Annotated in this window: 13 protein-coding genes and 1 tRNA gene; 5 read left to right on the plus strand and 9 right to left on the minus strand. The window is 67.2% G+C overall.

The genetic code is table 11. The features are described from left to right. Nucleotides 1–341: 341 nt before the first annotated feature. From O6W96_RS10645 to O6W96_RS10655, 3 genes are read right to left on the minus strand one after another with little or no spacing between them, the layout of a single operon-like run. Nucleotides 342–3854, minus strand: a complete 3513-nt coding sequence (locus O6W96_RS10645; RefSeq protein ID WP_353469520.1) for an error-prone DNA polymerase — start codon at nt 3852–3854, stop codon at nt 342–344. Nucleotides 3855–3867: 13 nt separating this feature from the next. Next, nucleotides 3868–5337: a Y-family DNA polymerase gene (locus tag O6W96_RS10650; protein ID WP_353469967.1), complete on the minus strand. Its 1470-nt coding sequence runs from the start codon at nt 5335–5337 to the stop codon at nt 3868–3870. Then, nucleotides 5306–6109 (minus strand): ImuA family protein, encoded by an 804-nt coding sequence (locus O6W96_RS10655; protein ID WP_353469521.1) that lies wholly within the window; start codon nt 6107–6109, stop codon nt 5306–5308. The genes O6W96_RS10650 and O6W96_RS10655 overlap by 32 nt, the downstream gene beginning before the upstream one ends. Nucleotides 6110–6469: 360 nt before the next feature. Between O6W96_RS10655 and O6W96_RS10660 the strand changes: the two genes are divergently transcribed. Beyond that, nucleotides 6470–9454, plus strand: a complete 2985-nt coding sequence (locus O6W96_RS10660) for a TonB-dependent receptor domain-containing protein (protein WP_353469522.1) — start codon at nt 6470–6472, stop codon at nt 9452–9454. Between the two features lie 191 nt (nt 9455–9645). Continuing rightward, nucleotides 9646–9720, plus strand: a tRNA-Gly gene (locus O6W96_RS10665). Nucleotides 9721–9891: 171 nt separating this feature from the next. Here O6W96_RS10665 and O6W96_RS10670 read toward each other — a convergent pair. The 4 genes from O6W96_RS10670 to O6W96_RS10685 all read right to left on the minus strand — a co-directional run bounded on the left by O6W96_RS10670 (nt 9892) and on the right by O6W96_RS10685 (nt 16773). Next, nucleotides 9892–11301 (minus strand): DUF389 domain-containing protein, encoded by a 1410-nt coding sequence (locus O6W96_RS10670; protein WP_353469523.1) that lies wholly within the window; start codon nt 11299–11301, stop codon nt 9892–9894. Between the two features lie 205 nt (nt 11302–11506). After that, nucleotides 11507–14524, minus strand: coding sequence for a TonB-dependent receptor plug domain-containing protein (locus tag O6W96_RS10675; protein ID WP_353469524.1), 3018 nt, complete (start codon nt 14522–14524; stop codon nt 11507–11509). Between the two features lie 190 nt (nt 14525–14714). After that, on the minus strand, nt 14715–15437 hold the full coding sequence (locus O6W96_RS10680) for a FadR/GntR family transcriptional regulator (RefSeq protein WP_353469525.1): 723 nt from the start codon (nt 15435–15437) through the stop codon (nt 14715–14717). Further along, complete coding sequence (locus O6W96_RS10685) at nt 15427–16773, minus strand: gluconate:H+ symporter (RefSeq protein WP_353469526.1); 1347 nt, start codon at nt 16771–16773, stop codon at nt 15427–15429. The genes O6W96_RS10680 and O6W96_RS10685 overlap by 11 nt, the downstream gene beginning before the upstream one ends. 302 nt (nt 16774–17075) lie before the next feature. Here O6W96_RS10685 and O6W96_RS10690 point away from each other — a divergent pair, with 302 nt between their 5' ends. Beyond that, complete coding sequence (locus O6W96_RS10690) at nt 17076–17324, plus strand: helix-turn-helix domain-containing protein (RefSeq protein ID WP_353469528.1); 249 nt, start codon at nt 17076–17078, stop codon at nt 17322–17324. 226 nt (nt 17325–17550) lie between these two features. Next, nucleotides 17551–20565 (plus strand): glycosyl hydrolase family 28-related protein, encoded by a 3015-nt coding sequence (locus tag O6W96_RS10695; RefSeq protein WP_353469529.1) that lies wholly within the window; start codon nt 17551–17553, stop codon nt 20563–20565. 7 nt (nt 20566–20572) lie between these two features. Here O6W96_RS10695 and O6W96_RS10700 read toward each other — a convergent pair whose 3' ends face one another. Both O6W96_RS10700 and O6W96_RS10705 read right to left on the minus strand, forming a co-directional pair. Next, nucleotides 20573–21820, minus strand: a complete 1248-nt coding sequence (locus O6W96_RS10700) for an SGNH/GDSL hydrolase family protein (RefSeq protein ID WP_353469530.1) — start codon at nt 21818–21820, stop codon at nt 20573–20575. A gap of 39 nt (nt 21821–21859) precedes the next feature. Next, the gene (locus O6W96_RS10705; protein WP_353469531.1) at nt 21860–23980 is read right to left on the minus strand and encodes an alpha-glucuronidase family glycosyl hydrolase; all 2121 of its coding nucleotides are present in this window, start codon (nt 23978–23980) and stop codon (nt 21860–21862) included. Nucleotides 23981–24146: 166 nt separating this feature from the next. Between O6W96_RS10705 and O6W96_RS10710 the strand changes: the two genes are divergently transcribed. After that, on the plus strand, nt 24147–26516 hold the full coding sequence (locus O6W96_RS10710) for a glycoside hydrolase family 3 N-terminal domain-containing protein (RefSeq protein WP_353469968.1): 2370 nt from the start codon (nt 24147–24149) through the stop codon (nt 26514–26516). The last annotated feature ends 5 nt before the right edge of the window (nt 26517–26521 follow it).

Consider the following 26521-nt stretch of genomic DNA (forward strand, 5'->3'; position numbering starts at 1 on the left):
GAATGCCACCTCTAGGATGGATCGATATTCACGACAAACGTGCGGTGTCGTCGTACGGTGCGAGCCATCCCGGGCTTGAGCAAGGATCGAAGGCCGCGAACGTTGCCCCCTGCTGGTCCTGCGATTCTGCGCTTGCCGGGCGACGACGGTGATACCTGCGCCGAACAACTCACGGCCGGCTACTCAGACCGATCCTCCCCTGCCAGGGGGAGGTGGCGCCGAAGGCGTCGGAGGGGGCGGACACGGAACGCCAGCCATCGCTTTCCCCCCCCTCTATCTGGCAAGAGCCAGCCACTTCCCCCTGGCGAGGGAGGATCGTAGGGGCGAACGGCGATCCGCCGTCAATGAAAGTCCCGCGACTTGGGCAGAACGCGCACATCGCGGGGGTGCGTCGCGCGCGGATGATGCGCGCGGGCATCGGGACTTCGCGTGAGGACCGGCCGGATCACCTCGTCGACCCGTGCCAGCGGCGGCTCCAGCGCGTGATCCTCCGACAACAGACGCAGCATCTCGGTGCGATCCTGCACGCGCGACGTCATCAGGTGCGTCACGCCTTCCTCGCTACGCTGGATCACGCCCTCCAGCACCATCAGCCGCGACGCCATCACCGCGCGACGATTCGCCTCGAAATCACGCGCCCACATCAGTCCGTTGGTGATCCCCGTCTCGTCCTCGATCGTCACGAAGATCGCATTGCCCTTGCCCGGCCGCTGCCTGACCAGAACGACGCCCGCCACTTTCGCGCGCCGCCCGTCCTTGGTGGCGTTGGCCTGCGCGCTCGACAGGATACCCTCGGCGGCGAAACGTTCGCGCAGGAACGCCATCGGATGCGCCTTCAGCGAGAGTCGCGTCGTCTGGTAATCCGCTGCAACCTGTTCCGACAGCGGCATCGCCGGCAGGTGCGCGTCGGGCTCCGCGCCAAGCTCGGGCACCTCTGCCGCCGCGAACAGCGCAAGCTGCTTGGGCGGCGTCCGGCGCACATCCCACAAAGCCTCGCGCCGCTCCTTCGCGACCGACCGAAACGCATCCGCATCGGCGAGCAGGTTCATCGCCCGCTGCGGCAGGTTCGCGCGCCGCGCAAGGTCCTCGATCCCAGCGAACGGCGAGGTCCGAACGCGAACGATCTCGTCCGCCCAATCCTTCCGAAACCCATCGACCTGCCGGAATCCGAGCCGCACATCCTCCCCGGTACGGGGAGGGGGACCATCCGCAGGATGGTGGAGGGGGGGCGCCGCGGACGCTCCGCCTGGAAGGATGGCATCCCCAAACGCCGCGCTCGTAACAGGCCCAGCCGCAAGCGATACGTCCGCGGAAGCCCCCCTCCACCCCGCTGCGCGCGGTCCCCCTCCCCGTGCCGGGGAGGATAAGCTGTTATCCCACCCGCTCGCATTCACATCGACCGGCAGCACGCACACCCCGTGCTCGACCGCATCGCGCACCAGCTGCGCCGGCGCATAAAATCCCATCGGCTGCGAATTGAGCAACGCGCAGCAGAACACCGCCGGGTGAAAGCATTTGATCCACGACGAGACGTACACGAGCCGCGCGAACGACAGGGCATGACTCTCGGGAAACCCGTACGACCCAAACCCCTCGATCTGCTTGAAACAGCGCTCGGCGAACTCGCGCTCGTAGCCCCGGCCGACCATCCCGCCGATCAGCTTGGCGTGGAAATTGTCCATGCCCCCAACTTTTCGGAACGTCGCCATCGCCTTGCGCAACTGGTTCGCCTCGTTCGGGGTAAACCCTGCGGCGACGATCGCCAGCTTCATCGCCTGTTCCTGGAACAACGGCACGCCGTAGGTGAAGCGGAGCAGTTGCTTGAGTTCGTCGGCCGGCCCGAACTTCGGATCGGGCGAGGGGTATTCGGCCACCTCCTTGCCGCTGCGCCGCCGCAGATACGGATGCACCATGTCGCCCTCGATCGGCCCCGGCCGGACGATCGCCACCTGCACGACCAGATCGTACAGCTCGCGCGGACGCAACCGCGGCAGCATGTTGATCTGCGCGCGGCTCTCGACCTGGAACACGCCGATGCTGTCGCCCTTGCAGAGCATGTCATAGACTCGGTCGTCCTCGGCCACCGCAATCGTGTCGAGCAGGTGATCGCCGTGACCATGCTCGCGCATTAGGTCGAACGCCTTTCGGATGCACGTCAGCATCCCGAGCGCGAGGATATCGACCTTCATCAGCCCGAGCGCGTCGATATCGTCCTTGTCCCATTCGATGAAGGTGCGCTCCTCCATCGCGCCGTTATGGATCGGCACCATTTCGTCGAGCCGCCCCTGGGTGAGCACGAACCCGCCGACATGCTGCGACAGATGGCGCGGGAATTCGAGCAGCCGGTCGACCATCTCGCGCAACCGCGCGATCTCCGGATTGTCGACGTCGAAGCCGGTTTCGGCAAAGCGCTGTTCCTGGAACCGGCTTGAGAAACTGCCCCACACCGTGCTCGTCAGCCGCTGCGTCACGTCCTCGGTCAGCCCAAGCGCCTTGCCGACCTCGCGCACCGTGCTCTTCGGCCGGTAATGGATGACGGTCGCGGCGATCGCGGCGCGCTCGCGACCATAGCGGCGATAGATATACTGCATCACCTCCTCGCGCCGCTCATGCTCGAAATCGACGTCGATATCCGGCGGCTCGTCACGCTCGCTCGACACGAACCGCGAGAAGAGAAGGTCGTATTTCATCGGATCGACCGAGGTGACCCCAAGCAGGAAGCATACGACCGAGTTGGCGGCCGAGCCGCGCCCCTGGCACAGGATCGGTGGATCCTGCGCGCGGGCAAACCGGACGATGTCGTGCACGGTCAGGAAATAATAGGCGTATTTGCGCTCACGGATCAGCGCGAATTCCTCGTGGAGCAGCGCCCGCATCTTCTCCGGCACGCGGTAGTCATAGCGTTCCAGGGCGAGTTGCCAGACATGATGCTCGAGCCAATCCTGCGCCGCCCAGCCGGCCGGGATGGGTTCGTGCGGATATTCGTATTTGAGATCGTCGAGTGAGAACGCGATCCGCGACAGCAACCGCGCGCTCTGCGCCACGGCGTCAGGGCGGTCGCGGAACAGCCGAGCGATCTCCTCCTCGGGCTTCAGATGCCGCTCGCCGTTCGCGGCCAGCAGGCGCCCCGCCTTGTGGATCGTGGTCCGCTCGCGAATGCAGGTGACGACATCGTGCAGGTCGCGGTCGTCGGTATAGGCGTAGAGAGCGTCGGTGGTCGCAAGCACGGGAACGCCCGCCGCATCGGCGATCCGCCCCAACCGCGCCAGCCGCCGCCGATCGCGACCGCCCCGCGGCATCGTCACCCCCAGCCAGACCGAATCGGACCCCAGTCGCTTCACCGCCTTGAGGATTGTCGACAGATCGCGTTTGCGCCGTTCGGGCAGGGCGTCGCCGTCGGGTAAAGGCGATACCGGAACGGCCCCTCTCGCACTGCTTTCGGGCATGACGACCAGCATCATGTCGGCATGGTGCGCGATCAGGTCGCCTAACCCGAGGATGCAGCCGCCCTTTTCGGCACGCCTGTTGCCCACGGTCAGCAACCGCGTCAGCCGGCCCCAGCCGTGTCGTGTCGCGGGGTAGGCGACGATGTCCGGCGTACCGTCCTCGAAGATCAGACGCGTGCCGACCACCAGTCGGAAATCGATCGGCGGCATCGCCATGCCGAGCAGACCGGCGCGTGCCTTCTTCAACGCCTGGTGCGCGCGGACCACGCCGGCGACGGTGTTGCGATCGGCGATCCCGATCCCGCCGAGCTCCAGTTCCACCGCACGCCCGACCATCGCACCGGCATCGCTCGCCGCATCGAGGAACGAGAAATTGGTCGCGGCGACGAGTTCGGCGAACCCGGTCATGACGCTGGCGCGCTCACGCGAAGACACCGTGGAGGTACCAGCGCGGCGCCTCCATCTCGGAATACAGGCCGTGGCGGAAGATCCAGAAGCGGCGGCCGCGGCGGTCTTCGATGCGGTAGTAATCGCGCGTCGGTATGTCCTGGCGCCGCCACCATTCGCCGGCGATCCGTTCGGGGCCTTCGCTATGCGCGACGTCGTGGACGGTGCGGCGCCAGCGGAACCGGTGCGGCGGGCCGTCGGGGACCTCGGCCATCATCGATTCGATCGGTTGCGGCGGGTCGAACAGGTAGATCGGCCGCAGCGGCGGCTCGCCGGTTTCGGGCGCGACCCACGGTGTCGGGGCAGGGGCCTCGGCGGCGGGCAGCATGAGTTCGGCCTGCTCGGGTATGTGGCTGTCGCGTACCGAGAACCGACGCACGCGCCCTCGGCCCAGCCGTGTGCCGAGCTGATCGACGAGTTGCGCGACCTCGCCTTTCTGCGCTTCACCGCCCTCCAGCTTCAACTGCGAGGCATCGAGCTTCTCCGCGAGCGCAACGTCGAGCCGAACGAGGTCATAGCCGAACCCCGGATCGAGCGGATCGGCTAGGCTGTCGATCCGTTCGCGGAACAATCGCATCAACAGCGCCACGTCGCGTGTCGGTTGCCCGGTCTCGATCCGCAGCCGCTGGACGAGGCCGTCGGCGCGGAAGAGACGCGCCTCCCACCGCCGGCCACCTTCGTGACGATCGGCTAGCTGTCCCGCGGCTTCGGTGGCGAGTTCGGCGAGCATCTCCAGCGCGTATTCGGTGCGCGCGATGGGTTCCGCAAAACGCCGTTCGACACCGATCTTGGCCACCGTGCGCCGTGCGACGATCGGCCCTTTCACCGACCCGTCGAGTCGGCGGATCATCATCGCCGCTTCCTCGCCGAATCTTGCAGCAATCGTCGCGAGCGGACGCGCCATCACGTCGCCGACGGTCTTCAGTCCCGCGCGTGAGAGGGCGGTCGTGGCATCCTCGTCGAGGCCGAGCGCCGCCACCGGCAACCGCTTGACCGCGCGCTTTTCATCCGGCGCCGGCGCCCCCGCATACCGCGCCAACGCCCGCGCGGTATCGGGCGTATCGCCGAACGCGTGACGCACCAGCAGACCGCGTCGCGCGAGGCGCTCCTCCAGATCGGCCGCCAAACGCCGTTCGCCCTCGAACTCGTGGACGCACCCGGCGATGTCGAGGATCAGCCCATCGGGTTCGTCGAGCGCGACCGAAGGCGTGTAGCGCTGACACCCGTCCGCCAGCCGCTCGAGCCATTCGTGATCGGCATGCGCGTCATGCTCGTAGACCTCGAGTTCGGGTATTTGCGCCCGCGCATCCGCCAGCGTCAGACCGGGCCGGAGCCCTGCTCGCATGGCTTCACGGTCCAGCGCCTTGAGCCGAATCCCGCCCGACACCGTCTCGACGAACGCGATCGGCGTCTCAGCCCGTCCGACGAACAGATGCGGCCGCATCGTCCGCAGCCGCTCGATCGGCAGCCACGGGAATACCAGCGCCAAGTAGCGCCGCGGAATTACCGCCTGTGCCTTCGGCACTGACGGTTTCGAAGGCGGTTTGGTCGAAGATGTGCGCGTCACGGTCCCACTCCACACGCCAGCGAAGACCGGCCTGGCCTCCGCGTCGGCGTAGCAATTCGATGTCGAAGGCAGGTTTGCCAGGTGCGTCGGCTTCCAACAGCCGGGAGCAAGATGCTGCCACGCGCCAGCGCGACGCGGCCGCACTCGGCACCGGTTCGGCCCCGATGCGCAGGCTGAGGATGGTCACGCCCGAGGCTTCGGCCGCCAGCATCAGCCGTCGCGTCGCGGTCAGGTCGATCCCCGGCGCGCGTCCCCAGGATTCGATCAACAGCGTGCCGAGCCCATGACACCGCGCGGCATCGGCGGCGGCACGCAGCAAGCTCGCCTCGTCCTCGACCAGGCCCAGCACCAGCGACGTCACGTCGAGCCCCATCTCGGCCAGCCCGGTCGCATGCAGCCGCCCGCCCTGACGCTCGCTCGCCTCGGTCCGCAACCACATCACGGGCGCCGCACGCGCCGCCAGAACCGACGCAACCGCGAACCCCGCGCCACTCGCCGAATCGTCGACGGTGGCGAAAATCTCGTGCAACTGCGCCTTCGCCATTCCCTGCGTCAGCCACGCATCGTCGGCACGGCCATCGCCCTGAGTCGGCATCCCCGTCGTGGCGATCCGCTTCAGGCGGGCGATCAGGGCGGACGACTCGTTCACAACTGTTCTTGTAATGTTCTAGTACCGGAGTCGCCAAGCGGAATCTTTTCCGGCGGTCGATCCCGGACCGTAATCGACGTGGATAAAACCACCGGGACACTGCACTTCGGTCGCTCGCAGATGATGCACGGTTCATCCGCGAGCATGACGCAAACATGAAAAATACGACAGGAACAGTGTCTTTTCTGAGACACTAAATCCGCGATCTTGCGAGCACCTGATCTCACTTATTTACAGTTTTGCGACACGGCCTCACGTCTTCCGCCACGCCACATTCCTCCCCGGGTGCGGCCGTTCCGGAACGCGCTCGATGCCATCCTCGCGAAGGGTGGAGACGGGCCCAGTGAGAGATTGCTTGCCATGACCACCACCATCGCTTTCCGGCCGACGCTGCTTCGTAGCTCGGCGCTTTCGGCACTCGTTTTCGCCGGGCTGATCGGCACCGTGCCTGCCTTCGCGCAGGATGCCCAGGTCCAGCCCAGCACGTCGGTTTCGACGCCTCCCCAGGGCGACGTCTCGCCTGCACCGACCGCCGCGCCAACCGCGGCCCCTGCTCCCGCCGCCGCTACCGCCGCCGCCGACGCCGATCAGCCGCAGGACATCGTCGTCACCGGCACGCTGTTCCGCCGCACCGACACCGAGACGCCGTCGCCGGTCACCGTGCTGACCGCGGACTCGCTCGCCAAGGCCGGCATCAACAACGTGTCCGACGCGGTGCGGTCGATCTCCGCCGACAGCAGCGGGTCGGTCCCGACCTCGTTCACCGGCGGCTTCGGCGCCGGCTCGTCGGGGGTCTCGTTGCGCGGTCTGTCGGTGAACTCGACGCTCACCCTGATCGACGGCCTGCGCACCGCGAACTACCCGCTCGCGGACGACGGCCAGCGTTCGTTCGTCGACCTGAACACCATCCCGAACGCGATCGTCGACCGCGTCGAAGTGCTGAAAGACGGCGCCTCGTCGAGCTACGGCGCGGATGCGATCGGCGGCGTCGTCAACATCATCATGAAGAAGGAGATCGTCGGCGCGTACGGCACGGTCGAGGGCGGCGTGACGCAACGCGGCGACGGCGGCAGCCAGCGCGCAACGCTGACGCTCGGCACCGGACGGCTAAAGGAGCAGGGCTTCAACTTCTACGTCAGCGGCGAATATCAGCACAACGACGCGATCTACAATCGCAACCGCGGCTTCCCGTACAACACGCAGGATCTGACCTCGATCGGCGGCGACAACAACAATGCGGGCTCGGTCGCGCCGGGTCAGACCACCAGCGCGGTCGTCGCGCCGACCACGGTGACGACGCCGGGCAATATCCTGTCGGGCACCGGCCTCGCGACCGGTCCGTTCCAGGTGCTCAATCAGAATGGTTGTGCGGCCGGGCAGACGCTCGTTACCACGCCGCGCGATGGCACGACGTTCATCGATCAGGGCTGCGAGCAGAACCTGGTCTCCCAATACGGCCAGATCCAGCCCGAACAGACCCGGTTCGGCGTCACCGTCCACGGCACCGCGCAGATCAACGACAAGACGCAGGCCTATCTGATCGCGTCGTATTTCCAGAACGACGTGAAGTCGCAGGGCAATCCGTCGCTGATCCGCTCGGCCAACCCGGTCAACACGCAGAACATCGTCCTGCCCGCGACCTTGGCGAACGGTGCCGACAACCCGAACAACCCGTACCCCAACGACCCGGCCGCGATCCGCTACCGGTTCGGCGACATCGCCAGCACCTCCGAGTACAAGAACCACGTGATCCGCGCGGCCGCCGGCATCGATGGCCAGTTCGGCGAGGGCTGGGGTTATTCGGCGTCGATCACCGCGGCGCATTCGTGGCTCGACATCACGCAGGACGGCTATCTCAACCTCGCCGGGCTGCAGACCGCGATCACCACCGGCAGCTATAATTTCGTCAATCCCGAGCTGAACACCGCCACGGTGCGTGCCTCGATCTCGCCGACCGTCCGCACGCAGGCGACCAGCGATCTCGACATGATCCAGGGCGTCATCACCAAGGACCTGTTCCAGCTTCCGGGCGGTCCGCTGCAGCTCGGCGTCGGCGGCTCGGTCCGCTACGAGGCGCAGAACGATCCGAGCCAGAACCCGAACTTCACGACGATCAACCTCAACCAGTTCTCGGCCGTCGGCAATCGCACCGTCGAATCGGCGTATTTCGAAGTCAACGCGCCGATCCTGTCCAGCCTGGAGATCGACGGCTCGGGCCGCTTCGATCACTATTCGGAAGGCTATAGCCACTTCTCGCCGAAGATCGGGGTCAAGTTCACGCCGATCCGCCAGGTCGCGCTGCGCGGCACCTTCTCGAAGGGCTTCCGCGCCCCGAGCTTCGCCGAGACGTCGGGCTCGGTGGTCGGCTTCACCACCGCCGTGCCGCCTTGCTCGGTCCAGGCGCAGCACGGCGCCACGGTCACCGGCACGACCTGTTCGGGCGGCAGCGCGTACAACCAGTCCTATTCGATCGGCTTCAACACCGCAGGCAACCCGGACATCAAGCCCGAGCTGTCGCGCAGCTTCACCGGCGGCGTGGTCGTCCAGCCACTACGCTGGCTGAGCTTCACCGCGGATTACTACAACATCAAGAAGACGCGCGTCATCACCGGCGGCCCGCTCGCGAACCAGGCGCTCGCCGCCTATTACGCGGGCACCGCGCTGCCGACCGGCTACAGCGTGACGCCGGACGCGATCGATCCGTCCTACCCGAATGCCCCGGCCCGCGCGCTGTTCGTCAACTCGCCTTATGCCAATGCCGCCGCGCTCAAGACCTCGGGGCTCGATTTCTCGGCGCTGGTGCAGCTGAAGCCGAGCGACGATTTCCACTTCACCAGCCGCGCCGAGGCGACCTACATCCTGCATTACGACTTCAAGCAGAGCGATGCGGATCCGTTCGTCGATTTCGTCGGCACGCAGGCGCCGTACATCACCTCGTCGGGCGCGGGCACGCCGGCATGGCGCGGCAACTGGCAGAACAGCATCGACTACAAGGCGTACACGCTGACTGCGACGGCGTATTACACGTCGGGCTACAAGGCGGTGGCCTATGACCAGTACGGGGCAAATCCGGTTACCGGTGCTGTCGACTGCGCCACCAGCAGCACCTATCAGGGCACCGATCCCGACTTCAACTGCCACGTGAAGCACTTCGTCGACGTCGACCTGACCGGCAACGTGAAGGTCAACGACAAGTTCGACCTGTATTTCAACGTGGTCAACCTGCTCGACCAGAAGGCGCCGCTGAACGCGGGCAACTATGCCGCGGTCAACTACAACCCGACCTACACGCAGATCGGTGCGGTCGGCCGGACGATCAGGATCGGCGCGAACTTCCAGTTCTGATCGCTTCGCACGACGTACGACCACGAGGGGGCGGACGGCAACGTCCGCCCCTTTTGCGTGCCGGTCGTACCCGCCGGACCACATTTTTATCGTAAGAATGCAGAAGGCGCTTGCCGTCCCGGAAACACCGGGCTAACAGCGCGCCTCACCCAGTCGCCGTGTCGCTTCAGACCGGTGACATAGGCGCCAGAGCGGGCGTAGCTCAGGGGTAGAGCACAACCTTGCCAAGGTTGGGGTCGAGGGTTCGAATCCCTTCGCCCGCTCCAGTTTTCCTACGGAAAACAGCTGTCGAGGCCGATGCGGCCCTCCCGACAAACTTCTCATATTCAGCATGTGATATCGCCGTCGAACACGTCGACATCGGCGGTACCGGTCGTCGTGCACATAGCCATCATTCGAGGTCGACCGGTCATGGTACGCCAGCCATGGTACGCCGCTCAGCGCGTCCCCGGCGACGAGCCGACGTCCGGCACCTCCGAATCACGCGCCCATTCAAGACGGAGGCGCCCGCCCGCCCTGCCGACCGCCGGCTTGCCGCCGCGCGCGCCAATGCCCTCGGCGACCGCAGTGCGCTGGCGCAGCGTCCCACCGCTTACGTCGAGCGTCCGGGCCAGTCGGGCGGACACCCATTGCGCCTGATCGAGCGCGGCATCGTCGATCACGCCTGCCTTGATCGCGATATCCGGCAAGGCGACATCGCCGGGCGGGGCCAGAGTCACGTGCCAGTCGGGCACCGCGGCATCCGCGCGTCGCTCCAGGTCGCGATACCCCGCTATGCCCAGGCCGGGCAGCGGCGCCGCGGTGGCGCTGATCGTGCGCGACGCGCCATCGACGGTGGCCGATCCCGCCGGAACACCCGCGATCAGCGCGACGTCGGCGATCGCCCGGTCGCGGGTGCGGGCGGCGAGCAAGGCGTCGCCATTACCCGCGCGCGCGATCTGTGCCGCCTCGACCGCGCCGGTTTCGGGCGAGATCCGGACCTGGTCGATATGGACGTCGACCGGTCGGGCGAGCCGCCGGCGCAGGTCCGCGGCAAGCTTGCGGTCCGCATTGGGCTCGATCCGCGGCGTCAGCATCACCGCGCGTACCCGGACCGGCGTGGCGCCGTGGTCGATCTCGACCTGGCTCAGCCGCGCGCCTGCCGGAAAGTCCTCCCCCAGCGCATCGCGGACCTGCCGCTGCGCAACTGCCTCGAAGGCGATCCGGCGCAGCCCGGCGCCCAGCGGGATCGACAGCACCCCGATCGCGACCGCGAACAGGACGAGCTGCACGCCGGTGTGGTGCGGCGACAGATGGCTGCCAAAGCCATAGCAGCGCGCGACCAGCGGCGGCATCAGCGCGATCGCGATCGCCACGCCGACCACCGTGCCGCCACGTCCGCGGATCAGCGCATAGCCGCCCGCGATCGCCGACAGCAACGCGACGAGCAGGTCGAACAGCGTGGGCTGCGTCCGTCCGGCGATCTCGCTGGTGATCGTCTGGACCGGCGACATCAGGATCAGCACCACCGACAGGCTGACCGCAATGACCGCTCCGAGCACGAGCGCCGTCGCGGCGCGGCGTATCTCGTGGAAATCGAGCGTGGCGATGCCGAAACCGAGGCCGATAATCGGCATCATCAGCGGCGACAGCAGCATCGCGCCGATCAGCACCGCGACCGAGGGCATGAGCAGGCCGAGCAGCGAGATCGCCGCGGAGATGACGATCAGGAACGCGTAGCGGCCCGACCATCCGGCCTCTTCGGCGATCTGCCGCAGCACGCCATCGTGATCGACGCCCTGCGTCGCGCCGTGTCTGGCCTGCGCTAGCCAGGTTCGCGGCAAAGCAAGGACTCCGGTGTGTTTCACATCGATGGGAAGGGCTCCGTCATGGCGAACGTCTTGAAAAGACCGCGATACGGAACCGTGCCGATCCGCGACGACGTTTACAACATGCGTGCCGGTCGCATCGGACCAGACGGTGGTTCGATCACGCTTGCCCGAGTGCAAATACGCCATGCCCGGCGACCTCGAAGGCCGCCCGGCCGGTGAGATCGCCGGTGGAGCGCTCCGTTCAGAAGCGCGCGCGTACGCCGAGCCGGTAGATGCGACCCAGCGTGTCGTACAGTGCGGGGTTCACGTCGAGCCCGGTATTGGTCTGCGGTGCGGGCGCCGGATCGTGATCCAACAGGTTGTCGACCTTGAAGAACATGCTGACCTGCTTGGTCACGTTCACCGATCCGCCGAGGTCGAGGTAGAACGCGCCCTTCATCTTATTGTAGTCGATGGTCGGGTGATTGGCGGTCGAGACCGGGCAAGCGCTGGTGCAGACGACATATTGGTTGCCGAACACCCCGTCCGAGAACCAGCGCTCCTGGAGGTTGAGACTGAAGACGTCGTTGTCGTAGCTTTGCGTCGCCAGCCACTTCCAGTCCGGCGTCGCGCCATTGTTGGCCCCGGCCTGATCCACGACAGCCACATTGGCGATCCCGGCATCGACGAGGAACTCCTTCACATGCGTACCGAGGATGCGCATCGTGAAATTACCGGGAATACCGAGCGGCTTCTTCCACTGATAGCTCGCCTCGATGTCGAACCCGCTGGTCTTCCACGATGCCAGATTGAACGGCTGGACGTTGATGAAATTGCCGCCCTGAACCGGACTGTTGAGCACGAAGCCGCCGCAGAACGCCTGGTTGCCCTCGAAGCAGAAGCGGACGATCTGGTCCGCCGACAGCGTCGAGATCACGCCGTCCAGCTTGATCTTGTAGTAATCGAACGACAGGCCGAGACCCGGTGCCCATGAGGGGTGTGACAGGACGATACCGACTTCTGTGTTGCGCGCGATCTCCGGCTTCAGGTCGGGGTTGCCGACGGTGTTCTGGAACGCCTGGACGCCGCCGCCTGGTGGGAACGGGTTGGTGAAGTTCGGCAGCGTGGTGACGGTCGGCGCGGCGAACAGTTCGGACAGGTTCGGTGCGCGGACGTCGCGCGACGTGACGGCGCGCAACCGGATGCCGTCCAGCGGCGTATCCCAGGTGCCGCCGGCCTTCCAGGCCCAGACCGTGCCCGAGGTGCTGTAATGCGTCACGCGGCCTGCGCCGTTGAGATTGGCGCGACCGATCGCCTTGCTGTCGAACAAGGGCAGGTTGAGCTCGAGGAATCCTTCGTACACCTCGTACTTGCCGCGGCCGTTCTTGTAGTTGCCCGCAGCCCAGTTGCTGCCAAGCGACGAATTCAGGAGTGGATCGGCGGGATAGGCGGTGCTGTTCGGGCTGACGGCGGTGACACCGGCGCCATAAGGATCGCCGTGGACGCGGTAGAATTCGCGGCGATACTCGCCACCGAACGCGACGGACAGGGGCCCGGCCCATAGGTTGAGCGGCTCACCCGAGAAGTTGAGGCTCGCCACGTCCTGCGTCAGCTTGGTGCGTTGGAGCGGCCCGTTGCCAGGTTGCACATAGGCGAGCGCGGATGCCGACGGCACCGCGCCACCGAAAATGTTGATCGGCTGGCAACCGGCGGCGCGTGCGACCGGATCGGCACAGACGATCGCGCCGTTCAGCGTGATCGCGTTGGTCGCGGCGACGTAGCGCGACTGCAACACGGTATTGTCGACGTCGATCGCCACGAGGGTGATGCCGTGTTCGTAATACGCGTCATAGGTCCACGGCGTCCCGCCGATGTCGAACTTGCCCTTCAGCCCGCCGACGAAGCGGTATTGGCGACGATCCGTCTGGACCAGTGGATCGGGGAAGTTGCCGTTGCTGGTGCCGAAGCCGAACTGCGTGATTCCCACGGTATTGGTGGCGGGATTGATCGCCGTCGCACAGCGATCACGCACCAGCTGCGGCAGGAAGGGGTTGGCGCACTGCACGGTCAGGCTGGCGCGGTTGTAGCCCGGGCTTGGCTGGTTGCTGGTCTTCACTTGCGCGATGTTGACGGTCACATAGGCTTCGTTGTTCTCCGCGAAATCGAAGCCGATCCGCCCGAAGCCGTTCAGTCGCTCAAGCGACGATTTCAGCGACGCGCCCGAGCCCGGCGCACCGCTCAGGTCGCCGCCGACGCAGAAGCTATTGCCGGGGAAGCAGCCGGTAACGCCGGCCGGGGCATTGTTGTTCGGAACGTTGCGGACCGGGACGCCGTTCGACCCATAGTTGAAATTGTACGGCGCGCCGTTCTGGTCGAACGCGATGCCCTGCAGCGGACCGTTGTTGATCAGGCCGTAGCGCGCATATTGATAGGGCTGGGCATAGTCGCGATAATTGAACTCCGGCAGGCCGTTGTTCTTCTGATTGGTGCTGACGAGCGTGGTGGCGCGGTACCAGTCGCGCCGCTTGGCGAGGTCGGTGCCGAAATCGCCCGGGCCGACGCCGTCTTCGTCGTCATATTCGCCGCTGACGATCAGGTGCAGCTTGTCGCCGAACAGCGACGTGCCGAACGCGGCCTGGACCAGGCCCTGCTTGTCGTCGCCATAGTTGGTGATGCCGCCCTGGACGTTCGCCTTGAAGCCCTTGAAGCGCGTGTCGGTGATGAAGTTGACCACGCCACCGACCGCGTCCGAGCCGTAGGAGGCCGATGCGCCACCGGTGACGACGTCGACGCGCTTGACCAGCAGCTGCGGGAACATGCTGATGTCGGGCACGCCGGAGACGTTGGCGCCGACCACCCGCTGGCCGTCGAGAAGGGTCAGCGTGCGGATCGGGCCGAGCCCGCGCAGCGAGAAGGAGCTCAGCCCCTGCGTGCCGCTCGACGTGCTGAACGTGCCGGTGGAGGCGCCGGTCGAGCCCTGCAGCGACGGCAATTGCGCCACCGCGTTGAAGATGTTGGGTTGCGCGTTCTTGAGGATCTGGTCCTCGCCGATCACGGTTGTCGGCGTCGGCGCGTTGAAGCCGCTCGACGTGATGCGCGAGCCGGTGACGACGATGTCCTTGTCCACCTCGGCCCGATCGTCTGCGGCGGTCTGCGGGGTCAGCGTCTGGAGCGGCGCTGCCGGATCGGCCGATTGCGTCGACGCGGGCAGGTCGGACGTCGTAGCGGCTGTCTGGGCTGCAGCAGGCGCGCACAGCAACGCGGTCGCCAGCACGAGCATGCTGGTTACGGTACCATTCGAAGCTCCGCCTAATCGCCGACCGCGCGTGACCTTGTGCATCCAACCATCCCCCTGTTGCACGCTGCACGTACCGTGATCCGGCTTGGCGACGTGTCGTTGTGGACGCAGTCTACAATAGAGTGGGTGCGGTAACATCTACGACCATGGTCGCAAGCGGCCACCTACATCCTCATGGCATCAGCCGCTTGCGACCCTGCGACAGATGCCAGCGCATCGCCAGCGCGGCGCCGTCCGCGTCCTGCGCGCGGATCGCCTCGACGATCGCGTCGTGCTCGTCCATCATCGCCTTGATGACCTCGGGCGGGCGCGATCGCGATATGTCGACTCCCGCGCGCAGGATCAGCATCACCGCGTCCTGGAGATGATCGAAGACCGGGAGGAACGCGGCATTGGCGGTCGCCTCGGCGATCGCGCGGTGCAGCACCCAATCCTCGTCATGCGCCGGCGCATTGGACAGCAGCGCCGTCCGCAGCGCCTCCAGTGCGCGCTCGATCGCGTCCATCTGGGGATGCGACCGGCGCTGCGCCGCCAGCCGCGCCGCCTCCGCCTCCAGCACGAAGCGCACTTCGTAGGTGCCCAGCGTCGCGGCGATGTCCGCCATCGGCATGTGCGACCCGAGCCGCTCCGACGGTCGCCGTTTGACATAGGATCCCGCCCCGCGCCGCGCCTGCGTGATGCCGTCCGACGCAAGCCGTGCCAGCGCCTCGCGGACGATCGTCCGCGACATGCCGAACATCGTCGCCAGCTTGTCCTCTGCGGGCAGCCGGTCGCCGACCGCGAGCTGTTCGTCCAGGATGATCTGGACGATCCCGGTATAGGCCCGGTCCGCCAGCCGCGCGCCGCCGTTCACGACCGGCCTCGAATAGGGGGCTGCGGCATCGTCAGACGACATAGCTCAGTGCCATCACCAGCGCGAGGCCGACCACCGAGATCGCCGTCTCCAGCATCGACCATGTCCGGAACGTGTCCGCAGTGCTGGTGCCGACATAGCTTTTGACCAGCCAGAAGCCGGGATCGTTGACGTGGCTGAAGAATACCGATCCCGCGCCGATCGCCAGCACGACCAGCTCCGGCGACACGCCCGAGCTTGCGACCACGCCCGGCATGATCCCGACCGCGGTAATTGTCGCCACGGTCGCGGACCCTGCAGCAAGGCGGATGCCCACCGCGACCAGCCAGCCGAGCAACAGCGGCGAGATCGAATACATCAGCACGGTGCGCGCCAGCAGGTCGGAGAGGCCGGCGGTCACCAGCACCTGCTTCAACGCGCCACCTGCACCGATCGCCAGCAGGATCGCGCCGGCCGCACCCATCGTTTCGTGCCACACCGCATTCTGGATCGCGGCATCGCGCAGCCGCCGGCCGAACAGCAGCGGCAGGGCGATCAGGTTGGTCAGCAGCAGCGCGACCACCGGGTTGCTCGCCGCGACCAGCCAGGCGGTGCCCTTCATCCCCGGAATCATCTGCCCCAACTCGCCGGTCGCGATCATCAGCACGGGCAGCAGCACGATCAACAGCGACAACAGCCGCGCCGGCGGTGCGATGGAGAGCGCATGATCGTGCAGCACCGGCGCCTCCAGCCGCACGCCGGGGGTCGTGAACTTCGCCAGCAATGGTCCGGAGATAATCGCCGTCGGGATGGCGATCGCGATCCCGTAGAGCATCGTCTTGCCGAGGCTGGCACCGAGCGCCTCGACCGCGAGCAACGGTCCCGGATGCGGCGGCACCAGCGCATGGACCACGCCCAGCCCCGCCAGCGCGGGCATGATCAGCCTGAGCTTGGCGGTGTCGCGTTCCGCGCCGTCCTTGCCCGTCATCTCCTCGGCCGCCGCGACGACGATCGGCAGCAGCAGGACGAGGCCTGTCTCGAAGAACAGCGGCAGCCCGACGACGATCGCGATGCCCAGCGTGGCCCAGGGCGCGGCCTGGACGCCGGTCATCCGCAGCGCCGCCTTGGCCAGCGACGCAGCGGCACCCGACAGATGCAGCATCGCGCCCAGCGACAGGCCCAGCGCGACGACCAGCCCGGTGCCGCCGATGATGTCGCCGACGCCCTTCTGCACCGCCTTCGCGACGTCGGGGAGGGGGAGGCCGGCAAGCAGCCCGACGGTGAACGCGCCGCACAACAGGCCGATAAAGGGGTGGAGCCGGCCGCGGACGATCATCACCACCGCGAGCCCGATGCCGGCCAGCGCGGCGATCACCAACCGCATGTCGGCGCTCATCATCGGCCCGCCGCCAGCGTTGGATCGCGCGCGTCCCGTGCAGTCCGTGCACGCGTATCCGGTGCGTGTGGCATCAGGCCCCTCCCGTCGCTCAGCGGCGCCTTCGCCTGCTGGTAATTATGAATATCTGTACGACAGGTCTTTTCGGTCTGACAACAGAAAAGGCTTGATTGCGTGCAAATGCGTGGCCCATACTCGAAACCTGTCCAACCGAATCCGTATAGCCGGATCGCTGGATCAACGGCGCAGACCCGGTCGCGACACCGAACCGTCCCGGCATAGGCTGACGCTCAGGGAGGATGACCATGGAACGGACCGGCCACGATATCGGGCATCCCCCGGCGGCAAAGGCGCCAGTGCAGCACGCTGCGTTAACGCCGACCCAGATCAGGGTGCTCCGCGGCGTCCATTCCGGGCTGCTCAACAAACAGATCGCGTTCGACCTCGGCATCGCCGAAGCCACCGTGAAGGTCCACATGACCGCGCTGATGCGCAAGCTCAACGTCCGCAACCGGACGCAGGCCGCGATCGTCGCGCAGACGCTAGCGATCTGACACCCCCCTTCGATCCTCCCCCGCCAGGGGGAGGTGGCTGGCGTTTGCCAGACGGAGGGGGAGGCAAGGGAAACCGCTGTTCCGTGTCCTCCCCCTCCGACGCTTCGCGCCACCCCCCCCTTGCGGGGGAGGATCGGAAGTCACCCCCAAAGATACGACCATCGTCGCAGATGAAGCGCATCGCCACGAACGGTAGGGCTGCTGTCCTGATAACGGGAGACCGACGATGGTTGCGAAATGGCTGCTCTGCGGAACGGCGCTCCTGATCGCCGCGCCGGCGTTCGCGAAACCCGCCCCTACCAAGTCCGTCTCGGTCTATCGCACCCAACCCGACGATCCCCGTGCGATCACCGTCAAGGGCGTCGGCGACGGTCGCGCCGACGACAGTGCCGCACTCCAGCAGGCGATCGACGCGGCGGCCGCAGGCGGGCAGGGCGGAATCGTGTTCCTCCCCTCAGGCCGCTACCGGATCACCCGCACCATCTTCGTCCGCTCCGCCGTCCGCATCTTCGGCATCGGCCCGACCCGCCCCGAGATCGTGCTCGGCGACAACAGCGCGGGCTACGCCTCGGGCGTCGCGGCAATGGTCAGCTTCACCGGCGAGGACCAGTACCGCGTCGGCAAGGCGCCCGTCCCGCCGCGCACCAGCGTGCCGTTCGACCCGGCGATCTTCGACGCGACCTCCAGCACCTTCTATTCCGCGCTCTCCAACGTCGATTTCCGGATCGGCGCGGGCAATGCCGGTGCAGTCGCGGTCCGCTTCCGCGTCGCGCAGCACGGCTATCTGCGTCACGTCGATTTCCACATCGGCTCGGGTCTCGCCGGCGTCTATCAGGCGGGCAACGAGTTCGAGGACCTGCGCTTCTTCGGCGGTCGCTACGGCATCATGTCGGAAAAGACCTCGCCCGCGTGGCAGTTCACGCTGATCGACTCCGAATTCCAGGGCCAGCGCGACGCGGCGATCCGCGAGCACGAAGTCGACCTGACGCTCGTCAACGTCGCGATCCGCGACACCCCGGTCGGGATCGAGATCGACCGCGGCTATTCCGACTCGCTCTGGGGCAAGGACGTCCGGTTCGAGAACGTGTCGCAGGCGGGCGTGATCGTCTCCGCCGAGAACAGCGTCTTCACGCAGATCGGCTTCGACAATGCGGTCGCGTCGAACACCCCGACCTTCGTCCGCTTCCGCGACAGCGGGAAGACCGTGGCGGGGGCTGCGCCGCGCTACCGCGTCAGCGATTTCTCCTACGGCCTGAAGCTCGCCGGGCTGGGTACGATCGGCGACTATGCGACCGATATCCAGATGGCGCCGCTCGCGCGCATGCCCGCCAGGCGGACGCCGGCGATCCGCGCGATGCCGCCGGTCCGCGATTGGGCGAACGCGCACGATCTCGGCGTGAAGGGCGACGACACCACCGACGACACCGCGGCGTTGCAGCGCGCGATCGACACGCACCGCGTGCTGTATCTCCCGGTCGGCCGCTACCGCGTCACCGACACGATCAAGCTCCGCCCCGACAGCGTCCTGATCGCGCTGCACCCGAGCCTCACGCATCTCTATCTGCCCGACGAGACGCCCGCCTACATGGGCGTCGGCGGTCCGAAGGCGCTGTTGCAGAGCGCGAAGGGCGGCAACGCGATCGTCTCCGGGCTCGGCCTGTGGACCGGCGGCGTCAACCCGCGCGCGACCGCGCTGCTCTGGAAGGCGGGCGAGGCGTCGGTGGTCAACGACGTCAAGATTCAGGGCGGCGGCGGCACATTGCTGACCAAGGGCAGCCCGATCGGCTTCGGCGATCCGCGCGCGCGCTTCGATGGGCAGCACCCCAGCATCTGGGTGACCGATGGCGGCGGCGGCACGTTCGCGGCGATCTGGTCGCCCAACACGCTGGCCTCGGCCGGCTTCCAGGTCTCGAACACCAGGACCCCCGGCCACGTCTACGAACTCTCCGCCGAGCATCATTACCGCGCCGAAATCGTCCTCGATACCGTCGAGAACTGGGAATTCCTCGCGCCGCAGACCGAGCAGGAGGTGCGCGACGGCGTCGATGCGATCTCCACCGAGATCCGCAACTCGCGCAACATCCTGTTCGCCAACTACCATGGCTACCGCGTGACGCGGACGATCAAGCCGATGGACGCCGCGGTAAAGCTCTACAATTCCGGCGATATCCGTTTCCGCAACGTCCACGTAAACGCCGAAAGCGGCTTTGCGAGCTGCGACGCGAAAGGCTGCAGCACGTATTTGCGCGCGAGCAAATTCCCGTTCGAGAACGCGATCAAGGACATGACCCGCCGGCAGGAGGTGCGCGAGCGCGAGTTCGCCAAACTGGACGTGCCGGCCGCCCCAGAGACCGCAGCGACCCAGCCGGCGATCCCGGTGACGCCGGGCGTTGAGAAGCTCACCGACGGCTTTTATTCGATCGCCGGCGGATCGGTCGATGCGAAGGGGAAACTCTACTTCATCGATCGGCAGTTCCAGCGGATCCATGGCTGGACCAAGGCCGAGGGGCTGTCGATCGTCGCGGATGCGCCGCTCGACGCGGTGAACCTCGCGGTCGATCGCTCGGGCAAGCTGCTCGTCCAGTCCTCCGCGGGACGCGACGGCACCGTCTACAGCATCGATCCCGCCAAGCCGGCCGAGGTCACGGTGATCGCCCCGACACCCGCCAGCCCGCACCGCGGAGCGGCCACCCTGCTCCCCGTCAACGTCTGGGCGAATGGCGAGTTCGCCGACCGGATCGACCCGGCGACCTACACCTACCCGACGATGGCCGACTTCTTCACTACCAAGATGGGCGAGGCCAAGCCGCAGCAATACGTCTCCCCCGACGGATCGCTCGTCCTGCCCGCGTTCCGCGTCTGGAACCAGGGGCCGGACGATCACCGCGGCTGGCGCTGGTCCGACACGCTCGACAGCTATGGCTTCGTCGCCGCCGTCCCCGGCGAACGCGTCGTCCTGACCAGCGCGTCGGAGAACCGGACCTATAGCGGCATCGTCGGCGATCAGGGCCGCCTGACCGACCTCAAGATCGTCGCCGACCGCGGTGGCGAGAGCGTCGCGCGCGATGCCGCTGGCAACCTCTACGTCGCCAATGGCCAGGTGTTCGTCTACGCCCCCGACGGCACGCTCGCGCGCCGCATCGACGTCCCCGAACGCCCGCTGCAGCTCGTGATCGGCGGGGCCGACCGCCGCACGTTGTTCATCCTCACGCACCACGCGCTGTACGCGACCGGGATCTAGCCGCGATCTAGCCAGTCGGCTGGCGGAAGAGAGCGAGGGGCACGGCCTCGCCCATCGTGCGATACCCGGCCTCCGACGGGTGGAGATGATCGCCCGAATCATACCGGGGGGATAGTCGGTCGGGATGCGCCGGATCGCGCATCGACCGGTCGAAATCGATCACCGCGTCGAACACGCCGGAGGTGCGGATGAACGCGTTGACCGCCTGCCGATCGGCCTCGTTGGCGGCATCGGGGTGGTAATAGGTGTTGGCCCCGAACGGCATGACCGTCCCGCCGATCACCGTGATCCCGTGGGCATGCGCCCGCGCCACGAGTTGCGTGAAGCCGGCCTTGAGCTGTGCGACGAGCGCGGCGTGCTGCGCTGGCGTGGCGGGCGCATCGCGGGTCAGCACGCCGAGATCGTTCACGCCCTCCAGCACGATCGCCCAGCGCACCCCGCTGCGCGCGATCACGTCGCGATCGAACCGCGCGACCAGATTGGGACCGAGCCCGTCGAGCAGCACGCGATTGCCGCCGATCCCCGCATTGACGACACCGATCGCCTGCGTTGCAGCGCGCGCGCGCAGTCTTTGCGCCAGTACGTCGGGCCAGCGGGTATTGCGCTCGGGCTTTACGCCATAACCGTCGGTAATCGAGTCGCCGATGGCCGCGATCGCACCCGCGGCCGGCGCCCCCGCGACCTCGACATCCGCGAGCGCATACCAATGCGTCGTCGGCGTCGCACTCGCGAGCGTCCCGTCCGCGACTGCGTTGCCGGCCAGCGTGAAACTCGTCGCCCGCGAGCCCGGATGCCCGGTCTGCGGACTCGCGGCGTCCGGCAGATACAGGCTGACGGCAAGATCGGCCCCGGCTGCGACCCGGAGCGCGACCGGGTCGCTATAGATCTCCGCGCCGGCCGGGATCACCGCCTCGCTCTGCCCCGAGAAGGTCAGCCGGGCGCCGCCTTCGATCCGCGGCGTACCGAGAGAGACCGACCGTCCAAGGTGCGCGCCGCCAATGACAAGCGGGCGCGTACCGAACGCGTTGGAGAGCCGGATGCGCACGCGCTCGCCGCCGGCCGACACGCGCACGACCTGCCGCAGCGTGATCGCGCCGGCCCGATCGGTGGGAAGCGCATTGTCCCCTTCGGCGATCATCTGCGACGATCCCCAGGTCGCGATCCAATGCGCGTTTCGTGTGGGCGCAGCATCCCGCGCGCTTGCGCCCGTCACGAACAGGGCGCCCAACACCAGCGCCAACGGCCACCGTCTCATCATCGCATCCTCGTCCTCGTATCTAGTGTCGGCGCGCTGCTATTGCGGGTTGCCGGGCGCGTACGGAAAGCGCTGCGCCTTGTACCACGCCAGGTCGTGCGCGGGTGCCGCGGCGCCTGCCGGCAGCGGGAGGCCATTGATCGACATCCAATAGGCAAGGCTCGCATCGCGCCACCAGCGTGCCTCGCGCTCCTGGATCGCAAGATACGTCGCGGTCTTCGCCCAGCGCTCTGCATCGACCTCGGTCTTCACGCCGTCCCATTGCCGACGCATGCCGGTCACGTAACCCACGCCCGCATCGTAATCATGGACCATTTCCGCCCATACAGAACGTCCCGAGTTCGTCCGGTACGTCCACGGCACATGGTGGAACCACAGTAGTTCGCGCTCCGGCGTCGTCGCCGGATCGGCAAGTGTGCGGGCGAGGGCAGGGGCATATTGCGCGACCGCGTTGCTCCCCGTCTTGGTGCGGTCGAAGCCGATCCCGGCCTTGTCGGCGCGGTGATAATAGACCGGGTTCCATTCGGGCCGCTTGAGATCGGCGACCCACGGACCCGGACCGTAATGATGCCCCGTCGCCATCACGTGCGCCAAGCCGAGCGGCGTCATGTAGTCGACCACCGCCTCGCGCGATCCCATCATCATCGCCACGACCGGATCGACGATGCCGGAGGAGGGCGCGAACGTCATCGCCGCCCACTCGCGCGCGACCGGCGCGGCGCCGAGCGTCGGATCCCACGCCATCCGCCCGAACGCGTACCAGTTCGCCTGGTTGAAGGTGGAGCCTCCCCAGTCGCGATCACGGCCGATGTTCGCGACCCCCGCCATGCCGGTCAGCGTGTGACCTTCGACCGACCCATCGACGACATCGGCGACGGTTTCGTCCGGCGTCCGCATCGTCTTGCTACCAAGCGTCTCGGCGAACATCGGCCCGAGATAGGCGAGGTGCGTCGCGAAGCCGAGATACTCCTTGGTGATCTGGAATTCGATCATCAGCGGGGTCTTCGGCATCGCCCCGAACAGCGGGTGGAACGGCTCGCGCGGCTGGAAGTCGATCGCGCCGTTCTTGACCTGGACGATGACGTTCTTCGCGAACGTGCCGTCGAGCGGTTTGAACTCGGTATAGGCCTGTTTCGCGCGGTCCTCCGGGTCGGTCTCGGCATAGACGAACGCGCGCCACATCACGATCCCGCCATGCGGCGCGACCGCGGCGGCGAGCATGTTGGCGCCGTCCGCGTGGCTGCGGTGGTAATCGCGCGGGCCCGGCTGACCCTCGCTGTTCGCCTTGACCAGGAAGCCGCCGAAATCGGGGATGCTGCGATAGATTTCGTCGGTCTTCGCCTTCCACCATGCCGCGACTTGCGGGTCGAGCGGATCGGCCGTCTTCAGGCCACCGAGTTCGATCGGCGCCGAGAACCGCGCCGACAGATACACCTTGATCCCGTACGGCCGGAACACATCGGCGAGCGCCGCGGCCTTGGCAATATACGGCGCGGTCAGGCTATCCGCCTTCGCGTTGACGTTGTTCAGGACGGTGCCGTTGATCCCGATCGATGCGTTGGCACGCGCGTAGTCGGTGTAGCGCGGGTCGTGGAAATCGGGGAGCGTCCACCAGTCCCACAGCGATGCGCCGGCATAACCACGCTCGACCACGCCATCCAGATTGTCCCAATGGTTGAGCACCCGCAGCTTCACGCGGGGGCTCGAGGTCAGGGCGATACGGTCGAGGCTGCCACCGGTCTGCAGGTGCCGCAGCAGCGCGAAGCTGCCGTAGAGCACGCCGCGATCGGTGTTGGCGGTGACGAGGAGAACTCGGCGGCTATCGAGCGTGACGAGGCCGATCCGGTATCCTTCGTCGCCGAGCGCGGCCAACGGCAAGCGAAGCGCCGCGACGGCGCGATCGCTGGCGGTGGCCAGCAGGATCGGCGGCGTGCTCGTCCCGAACAAGCCCGCGCCGCGCCGCAATTCGTCCGCCGCCACACGCAGCGTCGGCGTATCGCCGCGCGCTTCGATCGTCGGGGCAACGCGCGCGCCTGTGACCGTGGCATGATAGCGTAGCCAGAGGTCGTAGCCGTCTTCGGCCTGCGCCGGTCCGGTCAAACCAATTACCGCGCCGAACAGCAGCACGAGCTTACCGATCCATCGGCCGAATTGCGTCATAATCCTCTCCCGCCGTTCCGCGCCACATTGACAGGATCGCGGATGATCAGCCATGTTATCGCTATCACGACGACGGCTTCGACAGCAATGCCGCGTTTAATATTAGGAGATGATCGTGGCCGATACGGAGACAACAGGGATCGTACCGCCCACGATGCCAGCCATGATGCCGACCCGCCGCGACCTTTTCGGGTTGCTCGGATCGGTCTCCATCGCGGGGCTCATTCCCGGGGTCGCGCAGGCTGCGGCGGCCACCCCGATCTACCGTGATGCCCGCGCGCCGGTCGACCTTCGGGTCCGCGATCTGATGGCGCGGATGACGCTCGAGGAGAAAGTTGGCCAGACCATTTCGCTATGGGCGACCAAGGCGGACGTGATGACCGTCGGCGGTCTGACGTTCGATCCTGCGCGGGCCACCGCGGCGTATCCGGCCGGGTTCGGGCAGGTGACGCGCCCGTCGGATCTGCGCGGCGGGCCATCGGTGGCGGCGGTGGCAGGCGGCACCGGTGCTCGGTTCCGCGGCTCGGCCTCGACGATCGCGTTCGTCAACGCGGTCCAGCGCTGGGCGCGGGGGACGCGGCTTGGCATCCCGGTGATCTTCCACGAGGAATCGCTGCACGGCTACATGGCGCCCGACGCGACGATGTTCCCGCAGGCGATCGGCATGGCAGGCAGCTTCGACCGCGACCTGATGCGCCGCGGACAGGCGATCATCGGCCGCGAGGTGCGCGCGCATGGCAGCCACCTTTCACTGTCGCCGGTCGTCGACATCGCCCGCGATCCGCGCTGGGGCCGGATCGAGGAGACGTTCGGCGAGGACCCGTACCTGTGCGGCGAGATGGGGGTAGCCGCGGTCGAGGGCCTTCAGGGCGACAGCACGACGCTGGCGCCCGGCAAGGTCTTCGCGACGCTGAAGCACATGACCGGTCACGGCCAGCCCCAGGCCGGCAACAATATCGGCCCCGCACCGATCGGCGAGCGCGAACTGCGCGAGAGCTTCTTCCCGCCGTTCCGCGCGGTCGTGACGCGGACCGGGATCGGCGCGGTGATGCCGTCGTATAACGAGATCGACGGCGTGCCGAGCCATGCGAACCACTGGCTGCTCGGCGACGTGCTGCGCGGCGAATGGGGATTTTCGGGCGCGATCGTCAGCGATTACGGCGCGATCGAGGAGCTCGACACGATCCACCACGTCGCGCGTGACCTGAACGGGGCGGCGCGGCTGGCGCTGGCGGCAGGCGTCGATAGCGCACTGCCCGACGGGATGGCCTATCGCACGCTCCCCGCCCAGGTGCGCGCGGGGACGGTGCCGATCGCGCAGGTCGACGCCGCCTGCGCGCGGATGTTGGCGCTGAAGTTTCGTGCCGGGCTGTTCGAGGAGTCGGCCGTCGATGCCCGCGCCGCCGCTCGCCTCACCGGCAATGCCGAAGCGCGGGGCGTCGCACTGGACGCGGCCCGCAAATCGATGTGCCTGCTGACCAACGACGGCACGCTGCCACTCGCGCCCACGGGCAGGATCGCGGTGATCGGGCCCAATGCGGCGATCGCGCGGCTCGGCGGCTATTCCGCGCCGCCGCGCCAGACGGTGTCGCTGCTCGACGGCGTGCGCACGCTGGTCGGCGGCGGCGCGACCATCGTCCACGCGCAGGGCGTGTTTATCACGCAGAGCGAGGACCGCTCGCAGGACGCAGTGCTGCTAGCCGATCCGACCAAGAACCGCGCGCTGATCGCCGAAGCGGTCGAGGTCGCGCGCGGTGCGGACACGATCATCCTCGCGATCGGCGATACCGAGCAGACCAGCCGCGAGGGGTTCTCGGCGAACCACTTGGGCGATCGCACCACGCTCGACCTGCTAGGTGAGCAGAATGCGCTGTTCGACGCGCTGCACGCGCTGGGCAAGCCGATCGTGATCGCCGCGATCAATGGCCGTCCGCCGAGCTGGCCGAACGTGATCGCGAAGGCGAACGCGGTGCTCGAATGCTGGTATCCGGGGCAGGAGGGCGGCACCGCAATGGCCGAGGCGCTGTTCGGGCGGATCAATCCGGGTGCCAAGCTGCCCGTGACGGTGGTCCGAGAAGTCGGGCAGGTGCCGTTCTATTACAACCGCAAGCCATCGACGCAGCGCGGCTATCTGTTCGCGGATACGGCGCCGCTGTTCCCGTTCGGCCACGGCCTCAGCTACACGCGCTTCGACGTCAGCGCACCGCGACTATCGGCGGCCAAGATCGGCATTGCGGGCAGCGTCGGGGTCGAGGTCGACGTCGCCAATATCGGCCAGCGCGCCGGCGACGAGGTCGTGCAGGTCTATGTCCGCGACCAGGTGTCGTCGGTCGCGCGACCGGTGATGGAGCTGAAGGGGTTCGAACGCGTGACGCTCGCGCCCGGCGAGCGGCGGACGTTGCGCTTCACGCTCGGCCCCGACGCGTTCGCGCTGTGGGACGTCGACATGCGTGAGGTCGTCGAGCCGGGCCTGTTCACGATCATGGCCGGGCCGAGTTCGGCACAGCTCAAATCCGCCATCCTCGAAATCGCCTGAAGGAT

It is taken from the genome of Sphingomonas faeni (assembly GCF_040407495.1).
GTDB lineage: Bacteria > Pseudomonadota > Alphaproteobacteria > Sphingomonadales > Sphingomonadaceae > Sphingomonas > Sphingomonas faeni_D.